The organism is Hydrogenophaga laconesensis, assembly GCF_031457235.1.
GTDB lineage: Bacteria > Pseudomonadota > Gammaproteobacteria > Burkholderiales > Burkholderiaceae_C > Hydrogenophaga > Hydrogenophaga laconesensis.
Map to the genome: position 1 here is coordinate 60,874 of NZ_JAVDWE010000018.1, position 20,034 is coordinate 80,907.

Here is a 20,034-nt window from a genome sequence, read left to right on the forward strand (position 1 = left end):
TCAGCCCGCCTTCACCGGAACCATGCGCGCGGTTCCCAGCGCGACGGCATCGCCGCCCGCGATGGCGCAGCGCAGGGCGCAGGTGATGCCCCCGGCGTCGGCGGCGGTCACCTCGACCAGCGCCTCGACCGTCTGGCCAACCTGCACCGGCGCGTGGAAGTCGATGGACAGGCCCGCCAGGCGCCAGTCCGGGCCGGCGAGGCGGTTGAGTGCCGTCGTGGCCAGCGCCACACCGTTGAGCTCGAAAGACAGCATCTGCTCGAAGCCGGCGGCGCGTGCGGCACGCTGGTCGACATACAGCGGCGCGAGGTTGCCGCTGATGCCGGTGTACATGGCCTGTTCGGCCACCGTGAGGGTCTTGCGGAACGACATCTTGTCGCCCGCCTGGAGTGAAGTGCTCATGAATCTTCGGATGTGATGTTGATATTGGAGTGCCAGTGCCTGGGCCAGAACTCCCGAGGAACCGGCTTTGCCGGGCCTCTGGGAGCGCCTCCCTTGGAGGGAGGCGCCGCAGGCGCTTCAGGGGGGTTACAAGTGCAACCCGCGCTTGATCACGCTGCGCGCGATCAGCATGCGGTGAATCTCCGAGGTTCCGTCGTAGATGCGGGTCACGCGGCTGTCGCGGTAGATGCGCTCCAGCGGCAGTTCCTTCGTGAAGCCCATGCCACCGAACACCTGGATGCCCCGGTCGGCCACGCGGCCCAGCATCTCGGAGGCGTAGAGCTTGACCATCGAGACCTTGTCGCGGCAGTCGATGCCCTGGTCGAGTTCCCAGGCGGTGTTGAGCACCATCATGCGGGTGGCGAAGATCTCGGTGGCCGAGTCCGCGATCATCTGCTGGATCATCTGGAAGTCGCCGATGGGCTGGCCGAACTGCTTGCGGTCGCTGGCGTGGTTGCGCATCAGTTCCAGCACGCGCTGCGCCATGCCGACGGCGCGCGCGCCGATGTGCGCCAGGCGGATGCCCGAGACGCTGTTCATGATGAGCTTGAAGCCTTCACCGACCTCGCCCATCACGGCGTCGGCCGGGATGCGGCAGTTCTCGAACACGAGTTCGGCATGGCCGTAGCCGCGGTGGCCCATCATGGGCTGCACGCTCGTCACCTCGAAGCCGGGCGTGCCCTTGTCGACCAGGAACAGCGAGATGCCGCCACGGGCGCGTTTGTCCTTGTCGTGCACCGCCATCACGATGACGTAGTCGGCAATGTCGCCGTCGCTGATGAAGTGCTTGCGGCCATTGAGCACCCAGTGGTCGCCATCCAGCGTGGCGGTGGTGCTGATGGCGGCGGCGTCGGAGCCGGCACCGGGTTCGGTGATGGCCATGGCACAGATCTTCTCGCCACTCACCGTGGGCAGCAGGTACTTCTCGCGCTGCGCGCCCTTGCAGGCCAGCAGCATGGGATAGACCTGACCGAAGATGCGGCGGATCAGGGCGTCCGACGTCTTGCCCAGTTCTTCCTCGACCAGGCACATCGCGACATGGCTCAGCCCGCCGCCACCGGTGTCCTCGGGCATGTTCATGGCGAACAGGCCGAGCTCCTGCGCCTGCTGGCGCACGCGCTTGAGGGCTTCGGGCGGCACGCGGCCCAGGGTTTCGGTTTCGGTTTCGAGCGGCTGGACCTCCTGGGTCACGAAGCGGCGCACGGTGTCCAGCAGCAGCTGGATCTCGGAGGGAACGGAATAGTCGAACATGGTGGAAGGTTGGTGGGAGAGATCAGGGAAGGGCGGTGGGCATGCCGATGACGCCGGCGTCGGAGAGCGCCTGGCACTCAGCTTCGCTCAGGCCCAGGCGCTGCAGCACGGCCTGGCTGTCCTGGCCGGCCTGGAACGGCATGCCTCGGTAGACGGGCAACTGGCCGTCGTAGCGCAACGGGTGGTTCACCAGCAGCGCGGTACCGCCGCCGGGCACGTCGATCTCGCGGAAGGCCTCGTTGTGCTGCGCCTGCGGGTCTTGCAGCAGGTCGTCGTAGTTGCGCACGCGTTCGTGCCAGATGCCGTGGGCATCGAACACCGGCGAGAGTTCGCTGAAGTGGCGCGTGCGCAGCTCGGCCGCCACGGCCTGGGCGTAGCGGTCGCGCTCGGCGTATCGGTCGATGCCCTGCAGGGCGCGCAAGGCGTCGCTGTCGAGCGCGGTGGCGAGCTTCACCGGGTCGTTCATCGACAGCACCACGTGGCCTTCGGCGAGCGGGTAGAGGCCATAGGGCGCGTCGTGGTACCAGCTGCCGACGTGGCGGTCGCGCGTGAACACGTCGGGCCGGTTCTTCACGGCGTAGTACTTGGTCAGGGCCTCGGTCTGCAGGTCGATGCCGGCAGCGAACAGGCTGCTCTCGACCAGCGTGCCTTCACCGGTCTGCAGGCGCCGCACATAGGCGCCGAGGATGCCCATGGCCAGCAGCGCGCCGCCATGCTGGTCCACCACCGCGGCGCCCACGTTCGACGGGCCCTGACTGCCGCCGCCCGTGGCCGCGATCAAGCCCGAGCGCGCCTGCATCAGCAGATCCTGTCCCGGTCGCGAGGCGGCCGGCCCGGTGCGGCCGAGGCCACTGGCCGAGGCCAGCACCAGCGAGGGCTTACGCTGGCGCAGCATGTCGAAGCCCAGGCCGAGCCTGTCGAGCACACCGGGGCGAAAGTTCTCGATCACCACATCGGCCTCGTCAATGAGGCGCAGCACGAGGTCGCGGCCCTCGGCCTGCTTGAGGTCCACCGCCAGGCTTTCCGTGTTGCGGTTGGCGGACATGAGGAACGCGCTGATCCCATTGACCCAGGAGTTGCCGCCTGACCAGTGACGTTCGAACGCGCCGTTCAAGGGTTCGATCTTCACCACCTCGGCACCCATGTCGGCGAGGTACTGCGCGCAGGCCGGGCCTTGCAGGTAGTGGCAGAAACTGACCACCTTCATCTTCAGTTGCATGGCGCGGCTCCTCAGGCGGTGGTGGCACCGACCACGCGTGACTGCACGAGCGCATCGATCTCGTCGGTGGCGTAACCCACCTCGGCCAGGATGTCGCGCGTCTGCGCGCCCAGCTTCTGCGGCACCAGCCGCAGCGGCGGGGCGGCGCCGTCGAAACGCAGGGGGTGGTTCAGCATCGTGACCGGCGCGCCCTCGGCCCCGGACGTGTCGACGAAGGCCTGCATGTGCGCGAGCTGCGCGTCGCCGCGCAGGTCGTCGTAGTCCTTCACCGGCATGTGCCAGATCGCCTGCTTCTGCAGCGCGGGTAGCCAGTCGGCGGTGGGTTTCTGTGCCAGGCGTTCGGCCACGGTGTGGGTGATCTCGTCGCGGCGGTCGAAGCTGGCCGAGGCGGGCATGTCGGCCAGGGCGGGCAGCTCCAGCGCCACGGCGAGGTCGGCGGGTGAGGCCATGGAGATCGCGAGGTGGCCGTCGGCGGTGGCGTGGATGCCCGACGGGCCGGCGCTGCACCAGCTGGCCAGGCCGTGCGCACCGCGCGGCGTGGCGCTGCGCGCGCCGTTGAGCCACGCCGTGAGCGATTCGGATTGCAGGTCGATGGCGGACTGCAGCAGGCTGCCTTCGACCAGCCGGCCCTGGCCGCTGCTCACGCGGCCGAGCAACGCGGCCAGGATGCCCATGGCCAGCAGGGTGGCGGCGTGCTGGTCGACGATGACCGGCCCGGTGGGTGTCGGTGCACCATCGGCGCGCCCGGTGCGTGCGGCCAGGCCGCTGCGTGCCTGCAGCAACAGGTCCTGGCCGGGCAGGTCGCGGTCGGGGCCGCTGGCGCCATAGCCACTGACGGAGGCGTAGACGATGCCGGGGTTGAAGGCCTTGATGTCCTCGTAGCCGAAGCCCATGCGCGCCATCGCGCCGGGGCGGAAGTTCTCCATCACCACGTCGGCGCGTTCGAGCAGGCGGCGCGCGATGGCCTTGCCTTCGGCCGACTTCATGTCCAGCGCCAGGCTGCGCTTGTTGCGGCCGGTGGTCAGCAGGTTCACGCTCTGGCCTGCGACGAAGTGGTTGGCCACGCCCCAGTTGCGGTGGAAGGCCCCGTCCACCGGCTCCACGGCAATCACGTCGGCGCCGAGGTCTCCGAGAAACTGCGCGGCCATCGGTCCGGCATGAAAGTGGTTGAAGCTGATGACACGGATTCCCGACAGCATGACGACTCCAGAAGGCATGCAAGGCACCCGCCTTGCGTAGGGCCTCAGAGGGGCTCCGGGGCTTTTTCAGAATAGCGGCGGGGGGCTGTTTCCGGACCATTCCGGCCTATTCGTTTTCCGCGACCAACTATCAATCCGTTGCATACGTCAGGGGCCTGGACCGGGCGCGGTGGCTATAGCGGCGGCTTATAGTCGCGCCCCTTGTTGTGATGGGTTCGCGCGGGCCTTCGCGCTAAGGTCACCGCATGACCGCTTCCCCCGAACACCGCTTCGGCGGCATCTACGCCGCCACTATCTGCCCGTTGCAGGCCGACGGCTCGATCGACGAACCCGTGCTCATCGGGCACCTGCGCAGCGTGGCCGGGGTCGACGGCATGACCGGCCTGCTGATCAATGGCCACGCGGGCGAGAACTTCATGCTCAGCCGCGAGGAAAAGCGCCGTGTGATGGAGATCGCGCGTGCCGTTTGCCCGCCAGCCACCGTGCTCATCGGCGGCATCAACGCCGAGGACAGCCACGAGGCGCAGCGGCATGTGGAAGACACCGAGGCCGCTGGCGCGGACGCGGTGCTGATCTTTCCGCCGTTCTCCTGGGGCCTGTCGCAGGATGCCGACGTGGCCCTGCGGCACCACCGCATCGCCACCGAGACCAGCGCGCTGCCGCTGTTCCTGTACCAGGCCGGCGTGCGCGCGGGCACCCTGGCCTATACGCCCGGCGTGCTGGAACGCCTGGTGCAACTGCCCAACGTGATCGGTATCAAGGAAGGCAGCTGGGAAACCTCGGCCTACGAGGCGCACCAGCGGCTGGTGCAGCGCGTGGCGCCGCACGTCCTGATGATGGCCTCGGGCGATGAGCACCTCTTCAGCTGCTTCGCGCTGGGCACCACCGGCAGCCAGGTCAGCCTGGCCTGCGTGGCACCCGAATTCATCACCGGCCTCTACCGTGCGATGCAGGCCGGTGACCTGGCCACCGCCCGCGCCTGGAACGACCGCATCTACCCGCTGGCCAAAGCCGTCTACGGCACCGCGCCAGGCGGCCACGCCACCGCCCGGCTGAAGACCTGCCTGAAGTTGCTGGGCCGCATTCCGGACGACCGCATGCGCGCGCCCATGGGCCCGCTGCCCGACGACGAGGTCGCCATGCTGCGCACCGCACTGCAGGCCGCCGGCCTTCTCTGACCCCATCCGGAGTGCCCCCGATGACCACCACGCTGATCCGCCACGGCCGCATCGTCACCGCCGTGGACGACTACCACGCCGACCTGCTGCTCGAAGACGGCAAGATCGCCGCCATCGGCCGGCACCTGCAGGTCGGCCCCGATGTGCGCGTGATCGACGCCAGCGGCCTCATCGTCTTTCCGGGTGGCGTGGACGTTCACACGCACCTGGAAAACACCTTCGGTGAATCGACCACCTGCGACGACTTCGAGTCGGGCACGAAGTCGGCGGCCTTCGGCGGTACCACCACCGTCATCGACTTCGCGTTCCAGAACCAGAACACCAGCCCGCTCGACGCGATCGCACGCGCCCAGTCCAAGGCGGCCGTTGGCGCGAGCATCGATTACGGATTCCACGTGATCGTGACGCACGTGGACGACGCCGTGCTGGGCGACATGCGCCACGCCATCCGCCATGAGGGCGTGAGCAGCTTCAAGATGTTCATGGCCTACCCGGGCACGGTCATGGTGGACGACGCCGCCATCTTCCGCAGCATGCGCATGGTGGGCGAGCACGGCGGCATGATCGCGCTGCACGCCGAGAACGGCACGGTGATCGACCTGCTGATCAAGGAGGCCCTGGCGCAGGGCCACACCTCGCCGAAGTACCACGCGCTTACCCGGCCCTCGATCCTGGAAGGCGAGGCCACGCACCGCGGCATCAAGCTGGCCGAGCTGGCGCAGGCGCCGGTGTACTTCGTGCACCTCTCGGCCAAGGAAGCCCTGGCGCACGTGATCGAGGCGCGCGATGCGGGCATTCCCGTGTTCGCCGAAACCTGCCCGCACTACCTGTTCTTCGACGAATCGGTGTACGACAGCGACGACTTCTCGCTCGCGAAGTACGTGATGAGCCCGCCGCTGCGATCGCGCGAAGCGCAGGACGCGTTGTGGACCGCGCTCAAGACGGACGACCTGCAGCTCGTCTCCACCGACCACTGCCCCTTCTGCATGAAAGAGGGGCACATGGGCAAGGTGCGCCAGAAGATGCACGGCAAGGACGTCTTCTCCAGGATCCCCAACGGGGCTCCCGGCCTGGAAACCCGCATGACGGTGATCTACGACGGCGGTGTGCGCACCGGCCGCATCTCGATCAACCGCTTCGTCGAACTGACCGCCACGGCGCCGGCCAAGCTGTTCGGCCTGTTCCCACAGAAGGGCACGATCGCGGTCGGCAGCGACGCCGACGTGGTGCTGTTCGATCCCCAGGCCGAGCACGTGATATCGGCGCACACGCACCACAGCCATTGCGACTACAGCCTGTTCGAGGGCCACCACGTGCACGGCAAGGTGCGCAAGGTGTTCTCGCGCGGCGACCTGATCGTGGACGGAGACCAATGGCACGGCACACCCGGGCGCGGGCGTTTCCTGCGCCGGGGCGAGGTCGGTGGCTACTGAGGCGCTGCCCAATGCCGTGGTGCGGCGCTTCGCAGCTGGCGAGGCCGCGCTGGGCCTGGGCATCCAGCAGTTGCGCGCGCCGGCCGTGGTTGGCCTCGCGCAGCGTTGCGGTTTCCACTTTCTGTTCATCGATCTGGAGCATGGTCCGCTGACCTGCGCCATGGCGGTGGATATCGCCGCGGCTGCTCTGCCGGCTGGCCTGCCGGCGCTGGTGCGCGTGCCGGGCAAGAACTCGCCCGACATCGCCAGGCTGCTCGACGGCGGGGTGCAGGGCATCGTGGTGCCCCACGTCGACACGCCCGAGGAAGCGCAGGCGGTGGCCTCGGCCTGCAAGTACCCGCCGCTGGGTCGGCGCTCCTTCTTCGGGTTGCAGCCGCACTTTGGTTACCGGCGCGTGCCGGTGCACGAGGCGATGGCGCTGGGCAACGCGCAGGTGCTGACGGTGGTGATGCTGGAGTCGCCACAGGCTCTTCGTCATGTGGACGAGATCGCCGCCGTGCCGGGCATCGACGTGCTGATGATCGGCTGCAACGACCTGTCGATGGAACTGGGCATTCCGGGTGAACTCGATCACCCGCTGATGGTGATCGCGCGGCATGCCGTGGTGGACGCCTGCCGCCGGCATGGCAAGACACCGGGACTGGGTGGCATTGCCGACGCGGTGTTGTTGCGCCGTTGCCTGCGCGAGGAGGGCATGCGCTTCGTGCTCGCCTGCAACGACACCGACCTGCTGCTCGATGCGGGCGTGGCCCGCGTCGACAGCCTGCAGCAGGCCTGAGACCTCAGGCGGCAGCCGCCGCCTGCTTCGCTTTTCGCTTCTCCATCTGGCTGCTGTACATGGCCTTCATGCGCAGGTCCACAGCGCGTGCGTGGGCCTCCTGCGCAGCGGCGTCGCGCTCGGTCACCGGGCGGGGCTCGTGGTCGAAATGCTTGAAGCGGTCGGTGCCGCGCACCAGCAGCGCCGATTCGCGCGTGGCGGTGCAGCGCACATGCGGTGGAATGAAGCGCGCTGCGATACCAATGCGGGCATCCGTGCCGGTGTTCTTGCCGGACGCGTGCAGCGTGCGCCCGTCGTGCAGCGCCACTTCACCCGCACGCAGCAACACGTCGACCGCACGCGATTCGTCCACCCCCTGGGCCGTCTGGCCACTGATCAGCATGTTGCCTTCGCTCTCGTCGGTGGCCACGGGCAGGCGCTCTTCGACGTGGCTGCCCGGGATGTAGCGCAGCGGGCCGTTTTCCGGGCCGATGTCCGACAGCGCGATCCACACCGTGACCTGTTCGACCGGGGCGATGTTCCAGTAGGTGTCGTCCACGTGCCAGGAGACAAAGCGCTCATCGCCGGGCTGCTTGATGAAGAACTCGGTGGACCACAGCAGCATGTCCTCGCCGATCACGCGCGCGGCGAGGTCGAGCACCGTGGTTTCGGTGGCGAGCTCCGTCAGCCAGGGGAAGAGCAGGTGCGGCTTGAGCGTGTACCTGCCTTCGAATTTGCCGCCCAGGGCCTGTTGCGAGGCCTCGAGCTGGCGGCGGTAGTGCAGGGCGCGCCCGGCGTCCATGGCGCGGATCGGGAAGGCGTAACCGTCGCGCGCGTAGTGTTGCATCCGATGGTCATCGTTCAGGGAGCTGGTTTGCATGGGTCTTTCAGTGCGTCATGACCTGCTTCAGGAACAGCTGGGTGCGCTCGCTCTGCGGTCGTGTGAAGAATTCGGAGGGTGGCGCCACTTCGATGACCTGGCCCTTGTCCATGAAGACGACCGTGTCCGCCACCTTGCGGGCAAAGCCCATTTCATGCGTGACGCAGATCATGGTCATGCCTTCCGAGGCAAGTTCCGTCATGACATCGAGCACCTCGTTGATCATTTCCGGGTCGAGCGCCGAGGTGGGCTCGTCGAACAGCATCACCTGCGGCTGCATGCACAGCGAGCGCGCGATGGCCACGCGCTGCTGCTGCCCGCCGGAGAGCTGGCCGGGGTACTTGTGGGCCTGGTCGGGAATGCGCACGCGGGAGAGAAAGTGCATGGCGCGCGCCTCGGCTTCGGGGCGCCTGATCTTGCGCACCCACATCGGGCCGAGCACGAGGTTCTCCAGCACGGTGAGGTGCGGGAACAGGTTGAACTGCTGGAACACCATGCCCACCTCGCGGCGCACCGCCACGACGTTCTTCGACTCGTTGTTGAGCTCGATGCCGTTGACGTGGATGTGGCCGCGCTGGTGGTCCTCCAGGCGGTTGATGCAGCGGATCAGGGTGGACTTGCCCGAGCCCGACGGGCCGCAGATCACCACGCGTTCGCCGCGCTTGACCTGCAGGGTCACGCCGTCGAGCGCGTGGTACTCGCCGTACCACTTGTGCACATTGGTCAGACGGATGATGGGTTCGGCATTGCCGTCCGTGGCGGGTGCAGCTGCGGTGCTCATGCGGTGGCCTTGGTGGTGGAGGGAGAAGAGATGCCGGCCTGCGCGAGCGCGGCGGCGATGCGGGTGGCGTCGTCGCCCGGCAGTTCGCGCACCATGCGCGAGAGCGGGCAGGCGATCACGCCGAGTTGCCACAACGCCAGCTTGATGCGGGCGTACATGTGCGGCCGCGGCAGGGCGTAGATGGCGCGCACCAGTGGGTAGAGCTGGTCGCTCACGGCGCGCATGGTGGCAAGGTCGTTGCGCTCGCTGGCGGTCCACAGTTCGTGCAGCTGCTGCGGCACCAGGCTGGCCAGACCCGAGAGCAGCCCGTGGCCACCCACGGCGAGCTGGGCGAGGAACCAGTCGAAATTCGACGGCAGCACCGCGACCTTGGCGCTCGCGAGGCGGATGGCGCGCCAGTTGTCTTCGTACAGCGTCATGGTGTCGCTGCCTTCCTTCACCGCCACCACGCTGGGCAGCGTGGCCAGGCGCGTGAGCAGGGCGGTGCTGTACGACGCGCCGGAGCCGATGGGGTACTGGAACAGCGCCAGTGGCAAGCCGCTGGCGTCGGCGATCGCCTGCACGTGATGCAGCACCTCGGCATCGGTGCGGGCGGGCGAGGGCGGGAGGGGGAACACGGTCAGCACGTCGGCATCGGCCGTGCTGGCCGCGCGGGCCTGTTGCACGGCGTCTTCCGTGGTCTCGGCCACGATGCCCGCCACCAGCTTCTGCCCTGGCCGCAGGTGGCGGCGGGTAAAGCGGATCACCTCGCTGCGTTCGTCGGCGGTGAGGGCCGAACTCTCACCCGCGTGGCCGTTGACGAACACCGCGTGGGTGGAGGCCGGCGATGCGGCGTACGACAGCAGGTGGGCGTAGCCAGGCCAGTCGATGCCGCCGTCCGGCAGAAAGGGGAGCACCGTGGCGACGGTGACGCCGCCCAGGAGAAGTGGGGTCATGGCAAGGCGCGAAGAAAAGACTGCGTGAGACACCGCTCAACGGGCATGGGCGGTGGAGGCGCCGAAGCGGCGTTCCAGGCGTTCCTGGATGAAGCCCCAGGCGGTGGTCATGACCAGGTAGTAGATGGCGGCCACACCGAAGACTTCGAGCACGTGGAAGTGCTCCTGCATCACCATCTGGCTGCGGCGCATGAGCTCTTCCATCGAGATCACGGAGGTGATGGAGGTGGCCTTGAGCAGGCCGTTGATGGAGTTGCCCAGCGGTGGAATCATCAGGCGGAAGGCCTGCGGCAGCGTGACCTTCCACACCACCAGCCAGCTGGGCAGGCCCAGCGAGTCGGCGGCTTCGCGCTGGCCCTTGGCCACGCCCATGAAACCGCTGCGCACGATCTCGGACATGTAGGCCGCCTCGTTCAGGATCAGCGCGATTAGCGCCGATTCGAGCACCCCCAGGCGCAGCCCCAGCTGGGGCATGCCCGAATAGATGATCACCAGCTGGATCAGCAGCGGCGTGCCGCGGAAGACCCACAGGTAGAAGCGAGCGATCTGCGAGAGCGCCACGTTGCTCGACATGCGCATGCCCGCCAGCACGAGGGCCAGCAGCAGGCCCCCCGCGGCAGCGGCAACCGTCATGCCCAGGGTGACACCGGCGCCCCAGAGCAGGAACTGGTTGGTGAGATAGCCGGCGAAAGCGGCAAAGTTGAAGATTTCCATGCGCGTGTCAGCTTGTCAGGAACGCAGACCCTGTATCAGTTCGGGCCCGGGCCGCGGATCGCGAACGGACGGTCGGCGAGTTTGGTCACGCCGTACTTGTCGAACAGCTTGTCGTAAGTGCCGTCCTGCGCCATGCCGTTGAGCACGGTGGCGATGGCTTCGGCCAGCGGGCGCGAGCGGAAGGCCATGGCGGTGGGGGTGCCACCCTGGCTGGCCAGGGCCATGCTGGCCTGGCCTTTGCGCACATAGTCCTTGCCGGTGTAGTCGGGCGGGGCGATCAGGTCGACCTGGCCGGCGCGCAGGGCCGCCATGGCGTCGGCGGTGGTCGGGAAGGCCTGGATGCGAATCGGCTTGGCGCCCTTGGCTTCGTTGGCCTTCTGGCGGTCGCGCAGCCAGCGTTCCATGTAGGAGTCGGCTTCCACACCGATGGCGAAGCCGCTGATCTCATCGGCCGATGCCAGGGTGATCTTCCTGTTCGGCGCGGCCACCAGATCCAGGCCGGTCATGCCGTAGGGCACCAGGAACATGGCCTTGGAGCGCTCTTCGGTCCAGAACATGCCGGTGTGGATGCCGTCGGAACGGCCGCCGCGCAGGGCGGGGGCCTGGGCCTGGAAGTCCATGCGCACGAAGTTCATCGTCAGACACAGGCGCCTGGCGATTTCGTCGCCCAGGTCGATGTTCATGCCCAGCAGCTTGCCGGTGCTGTCGACGTACTGCATCGGGGGCAGGGTCGGGTTGGTCGTGAAGGTCAGCTTGCCAGCCTCGACCAGTTCGGAAGGCGCCACGGCGACCACGGGCTTGCAGGCCTGGGCGCTGGCGGACAGGGGCGCGAAGGCGGCGCCCCCGGCGATGAGGGCCAGCGCGAGGGCTGAGCGGATGCGGGTGAATGACAACACGGTGGGACCTTTCGTTGGATCTGCCTGTCGGGAGTGAGCAGGAAGTGGACCCAAGAATAAGTCTGGCAATGACCGGTCTTCAATTCAGTTGAGGGGCGCGACTATAAGGGCACGGTATATGCGTTCCATGGTGCATGGCGCACACCAGAACGGCGCACCACCCCTTTCTGGCGCGCACGTTTTCCAACCTGGTGCATGTTTCGCGAGAGATTGCACCGAACCGAGGCGGTGTGCACCGCCGCAAACATGACCAACCCCGCCACGAAGACCCTGATCAACCTGCGCCAGCTCGAGGTGCTGCGCGCCGTGATGCGCTACCGCACAACCACCGGCGCCGCTGAAGAACTGGGCATGTCACAGCCCGCTGTGAGCAACGCCATCAAGCTGGCCGAAACCAAGGTCGGCGTGGCCCTGTTCGACCGCATCAGCAACCGCCTGCAACCGACGGCGGATGCGCAACTGCTGCTGGCCGACGCCGAGCCGTTGTTCCGCCTGCACGAGGCCATCCAGCGCAAGGCCTGGGACCTGCGCACCGGGCGCGCCGGTGTGCTGCGCATCGCCTCCACCGCCGAGCTCTCGCAGATGCTGGTGCCGGGCGTGCTGCGCCTGCTGCAGGACGCACACCCCGATGTGCGCATCGCGCTGGAGACGGTGCGCATGGACGAGCTGGTGGAAAGCGTGGAGAGTGGCAGCGCGGACATCGGTGTGGCGATGCGCCCGCCATCGCGGCCGAGCCTGGTGCGCGAGGTGCTGATCGAGTCCGAGCTGATGTGCATCTGCCCACCGAACGACCCCCTGGCCAACATGCCGGTGCTGACGCCGTTCGATGTGCATGGCCGCGACACCATCGGACCGGCCTCCGGCAGCCCGCTGGGCATCCTGCTGGACGCCGCGTTCGAGCGCTTCGGGGAGCACTACAGCCCGGTCATCGAGGCGCGCTTTTCCAATGTGGCTGCGCCGCTCGTGGAGCAGGGGCTGGGCATCGGTTTCGTGGACGAACTCACCGCGCGGCACCGTCCGCAACCCGGTTACTCGGTGCACCGGTTCAGCCCGCGCGTGCCGATCAAGGTCTGCGCGCTGGTGCTGCGCGACCGGCCGGTACAACGCATGACGAAAGCCTTTCTTGAGCTGGCGCGCGAGTTCCTGCAGGCGCGCCTGGACACCCGGACGGCGACGCCCGGCGTGTCCTGAGGGTCAGTGCTCGTCGCGTGGCGCGGTGTGCGCCATGAGGCGGTCCGTCATGGCGATGGCCATGGCGCTGAGCAGGAACACCACGTGGATGATGGTCTGCCACATCAGCACCTTCACGTCGTAGTTCGCGGCGTTGATGAAAGTCTTGAGCAGGTGGATGGAGCTGATGCCGATGATGGCGGTGGCCAGCTTCACCTTGAGCACCGACGCGTTCACATGGCTCAGCCATTCGGGCTGGTCGGGGTGGTTCTCCAGGTGCATGCGGCTGACGAAGGTTTCGTAGCCACCCACGATCACCATGATGAGCAGGTTGGAGATCATCACCACGTCGATCAGCGCGAGCACCACCAGCATGATCACCGTCTCGTTCAGGCCGGTCAGGGCTACGTCGCTCTTGTAGCCGATGCTCGTGATCAGCTTCTGCAGGGCGACTTCGCTGCCGAAGGCGGCCTCGATGAGGTGAACCAGTTCGACCCAGAAGTGGAACACGTAGATCGCCTGCGCGGCGATCAACCCGATGTAGAGGGGCAGTTGCAGCCAGCGGCTGGCGAAGATGAGGTTGGGGAGTGCCCGGATCGGGGCTTGGACTTTGACGGGGTCGCTCATGGGAGGTGACACAATGGCCGAGCGCCCGGGATGGGCGGCCAGTCGGCAGGCGGTATTGTAGGTCTGCGGCCTGTCCTGTAAGAGACTCGTAAGAGCGCTTGAGCACAGTCCCGGCCTGTCATGTGCCCACAACATTTAGGAGACATTCATGTCAGCGTCTTCGTCGACGATCGAATCCACCCTGGTCGAAAACCGCGTCTTTGAGCCCTCTGCGGCGACCGTGAAGGCGGCCCGTGTGTCGGGTATGGAGGGCTATCAGGCGCTGTGCGCCGAGGCCGAAAAGGACTTCGAAGGCTTCTGGGCCCGTCTCGCCCGCGAGAACCTGACCTGGAGCAAGCCTTTCACCAAGACGCTCGACAGCTCCAAGGCGCCCTTCTACAAGTGGTTCGAGGACGGTGAGCTCAACGCCTCTTACAACTGCCTGGACCGCCACATGGGCACTCCGGTCGAGAACAAGACCGCCATCATCTTCGAGGCCGACAACGGCGACGTGACCAGGGTCACCTACAAGGAGCTGCTGGGCAAGGTCTCGCAGTTTGCCAACGCGCTCAAGGCGCGCGGCGTGAAGAAGGGCGACCGTGTCGTCATCTACATGCCCATGACGGTCGAAGGCGTGGTGGCCATGCAGGCCTGCGCCCGGATCGGTGCCACGCACAGCGTGGTGTTCGGGGGCTTCTCGGCCAAGGCACTGCAGGAACGCATCCAGGACGCCGGTGCCGTGGCCGTGATCACGGCCAACTACCAGTTGCGCGGTGGCAAGGAGCTGCCGCTCAAGGCCATCGTGGACGAAGGCATTGCCATGGGCGGCTGCGATTCGATCAAGAACGTGATCGTGTTCCAGCGCACGCCCACTGCCTGCAACATGGTGGAAGGGCGGGACACCTTCATGCACGACGCCATGGCCGGCCAGTCGAGCACCTGCCCGGCGGAGATGGTGGGTGCCGAGCACCCGCTGTTCGTGCTCTACACCTCGGGCTCCACCGGCAAACCGAAGGGCGTCCAGCACAGCACGGGCGGCTACCTGCTGTGGGCCCGGCTCACGATGAACTGGACCTTCGACCTCAAGCCCGAAGACATCTTCTGGTGCACGGCCGACATCGGCTGGATCACCGGCCACACCTATGTCGCCTACGGCCCGCTCGCCGCGGGTGCCACGCAGATCGTGTTCGAGGGCGTGCCGACCTTCCCGAACGCTGGCCGCTTCTGGCAGATGATCGAGAAGCACAAGGTCACCATCTTCTACACCGCGCCCACGGCCATCCGTTCGCTGATCAAGGCCGCCGAGAGCGACGAGAAGGTGCACCCCGCGCGTTCCGACCTCTCCAGCCTGCGCCTGCTGGGTTCCGTGGGCGAGCCCATCAACCCCGAAGCCTGGATGTGGTACTACAAGCACGTGGGCGGGGAGCGCTGCCCCATCGTGGACACCTTCTGGCAGACCGAGACGGGCGGCCACATGATCACGCCGCTGCCGGGAGCCACGCCGCTGGTGCCGGGCTCGTGCACGCTGCCACTGCCGGGCATTGCCGCTGCCATCGTGGACGAAGCCGGCAACGACGTGCCGAATGGCTCCGGCGGCATCCTGGTCGTCAAGCGGCCCTGGCCCTCGATGATCCGCACCATCTGGGGCGACCCCGAGCGCTTCAAGAAGAGCTACTTCCCTGAAGAGCTCAAGGGCTACTACCTCGCCGGCGACGGTGCGGTGCGCAGCGCCGATCGCGGTTACTTCCGCATCACCGGGCGTATCGACGATGTGCTCAACGTATCGGGCCACCGCATGGGCACGATGGAAATCGAGTCCGCCCTGGTGGGCAAGACCGACCTCGTGGCCGAAGCCGCGGTGGTGGGCCGCCCCGACGACGTGACCGGCGAGGCCATCGTCGCCTTCGTCGTGCTCAAGCGTGCACGCCCCACGGGGGACGAGGCCAAGGCCATTGCCAAGCAACTGCGCGACTGGGTGGGCAAGGAGATCGGCCCGATCGCCAAACCCAAGGACATCCGCTTCGGCGACAACCTGCCCAAGACCCGCAGCGGCAAGATCATGCGCCGCCTGCTGCGCTCGATCGCCAAGGGCGAGGCCATCACGCAGGACACCTCCACGCTGGAGAACCCGGCCATCCTGGAGCAGCTGGCGGAGAACAACTGACCGCAATGGGCGCACGCCCCGCGTCCGGGCAACAAAAAACCCGCTGGAGGCCAGCGGGTTTTTTCATGGGGAAGCGGGGCGCTTACTTGATGCTCAACACCCAGGCCGCCAGCTTCTTGGCGTCGGCTTCGCTGACCTGCGGGTTCGGCGGCATGGGCACGGCGCCCCAGTTGCCCTTGCCCACTTCGGAGCCCTTGACGATCCTGGTGGCAAGCAGATCCACCGCCTTGGCGTCACCCGCGTACTTCTTGGCCACGTCCTTGTAGGAAGGGCCCACCAGCTTCTTGTCGACGGCGTGGCAGGCCATGCAATTCTTGGCCTTGGCGAGTGCTTCGTCGGCGATGGCCGGGGCAGCCAGCGTCGTCACGGCGGCCATAATCAGGAGAGCGCGTTTCATGGGGTGTCCTTCTGAGTGAATGCAAGAGAGTGTCACGCAAGGGATTCTACCGAGCCACATTCCCAGGGAAACGAACGGTTACAGTTTCTTGCCCGCTTCACGGGGCCTTTACGGGAGTTTGTGATGTATTTGCTGATCGCCGGTCTCGTCCTGTCGCTGCTGAAGACCATGGAGTTCGGTGTGGTGGCCGAATGGTCCTGGTGGTGGGTGCTGTCTCCCTTCGCCATGGCGGCCGCGTGGTGGGCCTGGGCGGACTACTCCGGTTACACCAAGCGCAAGGCGATGGAGAAGATGGAGCAGAAGAAGAAGAACCGCATCGACAAGCAGCGCGAGGCACTGGGCATCAAGCCCAAACGGCCTTCGCGCTGAGTCTCGCTCTGTCGCTTCAGTAGTTGTCGAGCACGGCGCCCTTGCTGGCACTGGCCGCGTTGAACGCGAACTTGGCCTGCACACCCCGCGTGTAGCGCGGTGCCGGGGCAGTCCAGCCTTGGCGGCGCCTGGCCAGTTCGGCCTCGGGCACGTTCAGTTCCAGCTTGAGTTCGTGTGCATCGATGGTGATCGAGTCGCCTTCGTGCACGAAAGCGATCGTGCCGCCAGCCGCTGCCTCGGGTGCCACGTGGCCCACCACCATGCCCCAGGTGCCGCCGGAGAAGCGGCCATCGGTGATCAGGCCCACGCTCTCACCCAGGCCCGCGCCGATGAGGGCGCCGGTGGGTGCCAGCATTTCCGGCATGCCCGGTCCGCCCTTGGGGCCGAGGTAGCGCAGCACCATCACGTCGCCGGCGACGATCTTGCCGTCCAGGATGGCCTTGAGCGCCGATTGCTCGTCGTCGAACACGCGTGCCGGGCCGGTGATGACCGGGTTCTTCAGACCGGTGATCTTGGCGACCGCACCTTCGGGCGAGAGGTTGCCCTTGAGGATGGCCAGGTGGCCTTCTTCGTACATGGGCTTGTCGATGGGGCGGATCACGTCCTGGTCGGCGCGCAGCGGCGGCACGTCGGCCAGCGTTTCGGCAATGGTCTTTCCGGTGATCGTGATGCAGTCGCCGTGCAGCAGGCCTGCGTCCAGCAGCACCTTCATCACGGCAGGGATGCCGCCGGCCTGGTGCAGGTCCACGGCCAGGTACTTGCCGCTGGGTTTCAGGTCGCAGATCACGGGGATCTTCTTGCGCATGCGCTCGAAGTCGTCGATGGTCCATTCCACGCCGGCCGTGTGCGCGATGGCGAGGAAGTGCAGCACGGCGTTGGTCGAACCGCCGGTGGCCATGATCACCGCGACCGCGTTCTCGATCGCCTTCCTGGTCACGATGTCGCGGGGCTTCAGATCTTTCTTGATCGCCTCGATCAGCACCTTGGCCGACTCTCGGGCCGAGTTCTGCTTCTCGTCGTGCGGGTTCGCCATGGTCGACGAATACGGCAGGCTCATGCCCAGCGCCTCGAACGCGCTGGACATGGTGTTGGCCGTGTACATGCCGCCGCACGAGCCCGAGCCGGGAATGGCGCGCATTTCGATTTCGCGCAGGTCTTCGTCGCTCAGGTTGCCGGCGGCGTTCTGGCCCACGGCCTCGAACACGCTGACGATGTTCAGATCCTGGCCCTTGTAGCGGCCCGGCAGGATGGTGCCACCATAGACGTAGATGGCTGGCACGTTGGCGCGCAGCATGCCCATCATGCCGCCGGGCATGTTCTTGTCGCAGCCGCCGACCACGAGCACGCCGTCCATCCATTGGCCGCCCACGCAGGTCTCGATGCAATCGGAGATCACCTCGCGGCTGACCAGCGAGTACTTCATGCCCTCGGTGCCCATGGCCATGCCGTCGGAGATGGTGGGCGTGCCGAACACCTGGGCGTTGCCGCCGGCTTCCTCGATGCCGGCGATGGCCGCATCGGCCAGCTTCTGCAGGCCGCTGTTGCAGGGCGTGATGGTGCTGTGGCCGTTGGCCACGCCGACCATGGGCTTCTTGAAGTCGCCTTCCTCGTAGCCCATGGCGTAGAACATGGAGCGGTTGGGCGCGCGCGACTTGCCTTCGGTGATGTTGGCGCTGCGGCTGTTGATGGGCTTGATGGAGATGGTCTTGTTGTCTGCCATGGGAGGTTTTATTCGTGGGTCGGGGGAGGGCGGCAGGCCGGCTGCCGGGCGGAGGCCAGCCGCGAGTATGCGTCAGGCCCGGTGCCGTTTCCAATTGGTTTGGCGGCTTTCAGTAATATGTCTGGCATATGAATGAGGCCATGAAATCGTTGCGCATTGAATTGCGTCTGTGGCGCCAGTTCGTGGTGCTGGCGGAGGAACTGCACTTCGGGCGCGCCGCGGCACGGCTGCACATGACACAACCGCCGCTCACCCAGGCGATTGCCGGGCTGGAGGAGGCCCTGGGTGTGCGGCTGTTCGACCGAACCCGCCGTAGTGTGGCACTGACGCCGGCCGGCGCAGCCCTGTTGCCGGAGGTGCGCGACCTGCTGGCCCGCGCCCAGGCCTTGCCCGAGCTGGCACGCGCGGCCGCCGCTGGCGAACTGGGGCGCCTGCGACTGGCGTTCGTGTCCACCGTGGGCTTCGAGTTGCTGCCCCGCTGGGTGCGCGCGTTCCGCCAGCGCTGGCCGCAGGTGGCGCTGGAACTGATCGAGGCCACGGGCGATGTGCAGCTGGAGTTGCTGTCGCGTGGCGAGGTGGACGCCGGCATGATGCTGCACTCGCCCGGGCTGATGGCGCCGGGGCTCGCGCAGGCGCGCGTGGCGAGCGAACCGCTGGTGGCGGCCCTGCCCGAGTCGCATCCGCTGGCCGCGCAGCAGCACCCCGGACTGGTCGCGCTGCTCGATGAACCGCTGGTGATCTTTCCGCGCCGCATCCTGCCCACGCTGCACGACGCGATCTTCGCGCTGTACCACGCCGCCGGCCGGGCACCGCTGGTGGCCCAGGAGGCCATCCAGATGCAGACCATCGTGAACCTCGTGTCCGCCGGCCTGGGCCTGGCCTGGGTGCCGCAGAGCGTGCGGCAGTTCCAGCGCCCCGGGGTCGTCTATCGCAGCCCACGGGCTTCACGGGGTCGCACGGTGCCGGCGTGCGAGACCAGCCTGGTCTGGCACGCGGACGCCGTCAGCCCCGCGCTGACCCACTTCATCGATTTCGCGCGCGCGCAAGGAGCGCGGCAGGCCGAATAGGCCGGGCCCCGGCGCTGCAACCAGGCCCTGCCACAATGCGCCCATGCTTCAACATCCCCAGATCGACCCCGTTGCCCTGCAGATCGGCCCCCTGGCCATTCACTGGTATGGGCTGACCTATCTCCTGGCTTTCGGGCTGTTCCTGCTGCTGGCGAACGCGCGCCTGCGGCACCCGCCCTTCGCGAACATCACCCAACCCCCCTGGACGCGCCGCGACGTGGAGGACATCCTCTTTCTCGGTGTGCTGGGGGTGGTGGCCGGTGGCCGCATCGGTTATTGCCTGTTCTACAAGCCCGCCTACTACCTGGCCAATCCGCTGGAGATCTTCGCGGTGTGGCAGGGCGGCATGAGTTTCCACGGTGGCCTGCTGGGCGTCATGCTGGCCATGGTCTGGTACGCACGCAGCCGCCAGCGCCCCTTCATGCAGGTGATGGACTTCGTGGCGCCCTGCGTGCCCACCGGTCTGGCCGCCGGGCGCCTGGGCAACTTCATCAACGGGGAGCTGTGGGGCCGCGTGGCCGACCCGTCACTGCCCTGGGGCATGGTGTTCCGTGGAGCGGGTGACCTGCCGCGCCACCCCTCGCAGGTCTACCAGTTCCTGATGGAGGGCCTGCTGCTGTTCGTGCTGCTGTGGTTCTATGCGCGCAAGGAGCACGCGCGCGGCCAGGTATCGGCGGTGTTCCTCTTCGGCTATGGCGTGTTCCGCTTCATCGCCGAATTCTTCCGCGAGCCCGATGCCCACCTGGGCCTGCTGTCGCTGGGCATGAGCATGGGCCAGTGGCTCTGTGTGCCCATGATCCTGGGTGGCGCCTTCATGTGGTGGTGGTTCGGGAAAAAGCCGTAAAGCCACCCCCTGC

Annotated in this window: 20 protein-coding genes; 8 read left to right on the plus strand and 12 right to left on the minus strand. The window is 67.1% G+C overall.

Annotated elements, in window-relative coordinates:
• The 4 genes from J2X09_RS23835 to J2X09_RS23850 all read right to left on the minus strand — a co-directional run bounded on the left by J2X09_RS23835 (window position 1) and on the right by J2X09_RS23850 (window position 4,110).
• Window positions 1-402, minus strand: coding sequence for a MaoC/PaaZ C-terminal domain-containing protein (locus tag J2X09_RS23835; RefSeq protein WP_204735304.1), 402 nt, complete (start codon window positions 400-402; stop codon window positions 1-3).
• A gap of 126 nt (window positions 403-528) precedes the next feature.
• Window positions 529-1,692 (minus strand): acyl-CoA dehydrogenase family protein, encoded by a 1,164-nt coding sequence (locus J2X09_RS23840; RefSeq protein ID WP_204735305.1) that lies wholly within the window; start codon window positions 1,690-1,692, stop codon window positions 529-531.
• A 22-nt stretch (window positions 1,693-1,714) separates the two neighbouring features.
• The gene (locus J2X09_RS23845; RefSeq protein WP_204735306.1) at window positions 1,715-2,911 is read right to left on the minus strand and encodes a CaiB/BaiF CoA transferase family protein; all 1,197 of its coding nucleotides are present in this window, start codon (window positions 2,909-2,911) and stop codon (window positions 1,715-1,717) included.
• An 11-nt stretch (window positions 2,912-2,922) separates the two neighbouring features.
• The gene (locus J2X09_RS23850; RefSeq protein ID WP_204735307.1) at window positions 2,923-4,110 is read right to left on the minus strand and encodes a CaiB/BaiF CoA transferase family protein; all 1,188 of its coding nucleotides are present in this window, start codon (window positions 4,108-4,110) and stop codon (window positions 2,923-2,925) included.
• A gap of 245 nt (window positions 4,111-4,355) precedes the next feature.
• Here J2X09_RS23850 and J2X09_RS23855 point away from each other — a divergent pair, with 245 nt between their 5' ends.
• From J2X09_RS23855 to J2X09_RS23865, 3 genes are read left to right on the plus strand one after another with little or no spacing between them, the layout of a single operon-like run.
• Window positions 4,356-5,288: a dihydrodipicolinate synthase family protein gene (locus J2X09_RS23855; protein ID WP_204735308.1), complete on the plus strand. Its 933-nt coding sequence runs from the start codon at window positions 4,356-4,358 to the stop codon at window positions 5,286-5,288.
• A 20-nt stretch (window positions 5,289-5,308) separates the two neighbouring features.
• Complete coding sequence (hydA, locus tag J2X09_RS23860) at window positions 5,309-6,721, plus strand: dihydropyrimidinase (RefSeq protein ID WP_204735309.1); 1,413 nt, start codon at window positions 5,309-5,311, stop codon at window positions 6,719-6,721.
• Complete coding sequence (locus J2X09_RS23865; protein ID WP_204735310.1) at window positions 6,711-7,499, plus strand: HpcH/HpaI aldolase family protein; 789 nt, start codon at window positions 6,711-6,713, stop codon at window positions 7,497-7,499. The genes hydA and J2X09_RS23865 overlap by 11 nt, the downstream gene beginning before the upstream one ends.
• A 4-nt stretch (window positions 7,500-7,503) precedes the next feature.
• Here J2X09_RS23865 and J2X09_RS23870 read toward each other — a convergent pair whose 3' ends face one another.
• The 5 genes from J2X09_RS23870 to J2X09_RS23890 are packed head-to-tail and all read right to left on the minus strand — an operon-like array spanning window position 7,504 to window position 11,684.
• On the minus strand, window positions 7,504-8,358 hold the full coding sequence (locus tag J2X09_RS23870; protein ID WP_204735311.1) for a phytanoyl-CoA dioxygenase family protein: 855 nt from the start codon (window positions 8,356-8,358) through the stop codon (window positions 7,504-7,506).
• Between the two features lie 7 nt (window positions 8,359-8,365).
• Complete coding sequence (locus J2X09_RS23875; protein ID WP_204735312.1) at window positions 8,366-9,139, minus strand: amino acid ABC transporter ATP-binding protein; 774 nt, start codon at window positions 9,137-9,139, stop codon at window positions 8,366-8,368.
• On the minus strand, window positions 9,136-10,074 hold the full coding sequence (locus J2X09_RS23880) for a dihydrodipicolinate synthase family protein (protein WP_204735313.1): 939 nt from the start codon (window positions 10,072-10,074) through the stop codon (window positions 9,136-9,138). The genes J2X09_RS23875 and J2X09_RS23880 overlap by 4 nt, the downstream gene beginning before the upstream one ends.
• 36 nt (window positions 10,075-10,110) lie before the next feature.
• A complete protein-coding gene (locus J2X09_RS23885) occupies window positions 10,111-10,788 on the minus strand; it encodes an amino acid ABC transporter permease (RefSeq protein WP_204735314.1) in 678 nt (225 codons plus the stop codon).
• Window positions 10,789-10,823: 35 nt separating this feature from the next.
• Complete coding sequence (locus tag J2X09_RS23890; protein WP_204735315.1) at window positions 10,824-11,684, minus strand: transporter substrate-binding domain-containing protein; 861 nt, start codon at window positions 11,682-11,684, stop codon at window positions 10,824-10,826.
• A gap of 246 nt (window positions 11,685-11,930) precedes the next feature.
• On the opposite strand from J2X09_RS23890, the gene J2X09_RS23895 reads away from it, so the two are divergent.
• Window positions 11,931-12,875 carry a LysR family transcriptional regulator gene (locus J2X09_RS23895; RefSeq protein WP_204735316.1) on the plus strand — a complete coding sequence of 315 codons (945 nt, stop codon included), beginning with the start codon at window positions 11,931-11,933 and terminating at the stop codon, window positions 12,873-12,875.
• Window positions 12,876-12,878: 3 nt separating this feature from the next.
• On the opposite strand, the gene J2X09_RS23900 is transcribed toward J2X09_RS23895, so the two are convergent.
• Window positions 12,879-13,481, minus strand: coding sequence for a YqhA family protein (locus J2X09_RS23900; protein WP_204735317.1), 603 nt, complete (start codon window positions 13,479-13,481; stop codon window positions 12,879-12,881).
• 148 nt (window positions 13,482-13,629) lie between these two features.
• Between J2X09_RS23900 and acs the strand changes: the two genes are divergently transcribed.
• Window positions 13,630-15,624, plus strand: coding sequence for an acetate--CoA ligase (acs, locus tag J2X09_RS23905; protein ID WP_204735318.1), 1,995 nt, complete (start codon window positions 13,630-13,632; stop codon window positions 15,622-15,624).
• Between the two features lie 82 nt (window positions 15,625-15,706).
• Here acs and J2X09_RS23910 read toward each other — a convergent pair whose 3' ends face one another.
• The gene (locus tag J2X09_RS23910; protein ID WP_204735319.1) at window positions 15,707-16,021 is read right to left on the minus strand and encodes a c-type cytochrome; all 315 of its coding nucleotides are present in this window, start codon (window positions 16,019-16,021) and stop codon (window positions 15,707-15,709) included.
• Between the two features lie 123 nt (window positions 16,022-16,144).
• Between J2X09_RS23910 and J2X09_RS23915 the strand changes: the two genes are divergently transcribed.
• Window positions 16,145-16,390, plus strand: coding sequence for a TIGR04438 family Trp-rich protein (locus J2X09_RS23915; RefSeq protein WP_204735320.1), 246 nt, complete (start codon window positions 16,145-16,147; stop codon window positions 16,388-16,390).
• Between the two features lie 16 nt (window positions 16,391-16,406).
• Here J2X09_RS23915 and ilvD read toward each other — a convergent pair whose 3' ends face one another.
• On the minus strand, window positions 16,407-18,110 hold the full coding sequence (ilvD, locus tag J2X09_RS23920) for a dihydroxy-acid dehydratase (protein ID WP_204735321.1): 1,704 nt from the start codon (window positions 18,108-18,110) through the stop codon (window positions 16,407-16,409).
• Window positions 18,111-18,250: 140 nt separating this feature from the next.
• Here ilvD and J2X09_RS23925 point away from each other — a divergent pair, with 140 nt between their 5' ends.
• A complete protein-coding gene (locus tag J2X09_RS23925) occupies window positions 18,251-19,177 on the plus strand; it encodes a LysR family transcriptional regulator (protein WP_310309584.1) in 927 nt (308 codons plus the stop codon).
• Between the two features lie 43 nt (window positions 19,178-19,220).
• Window positions 19,221-20,021, plus strand: coding sequence for a prolipoprotein diacylglyceryl transferase (lgt, locus tag J2X09_RS23930; protein ID WP_204735323.1), 801 nt, complete (start codon window positions 19,221-19,223; stop codon window positions 20,019-20,021).
• Window positions 20,022-20,034: the final 13 nt, after the last annotated feature.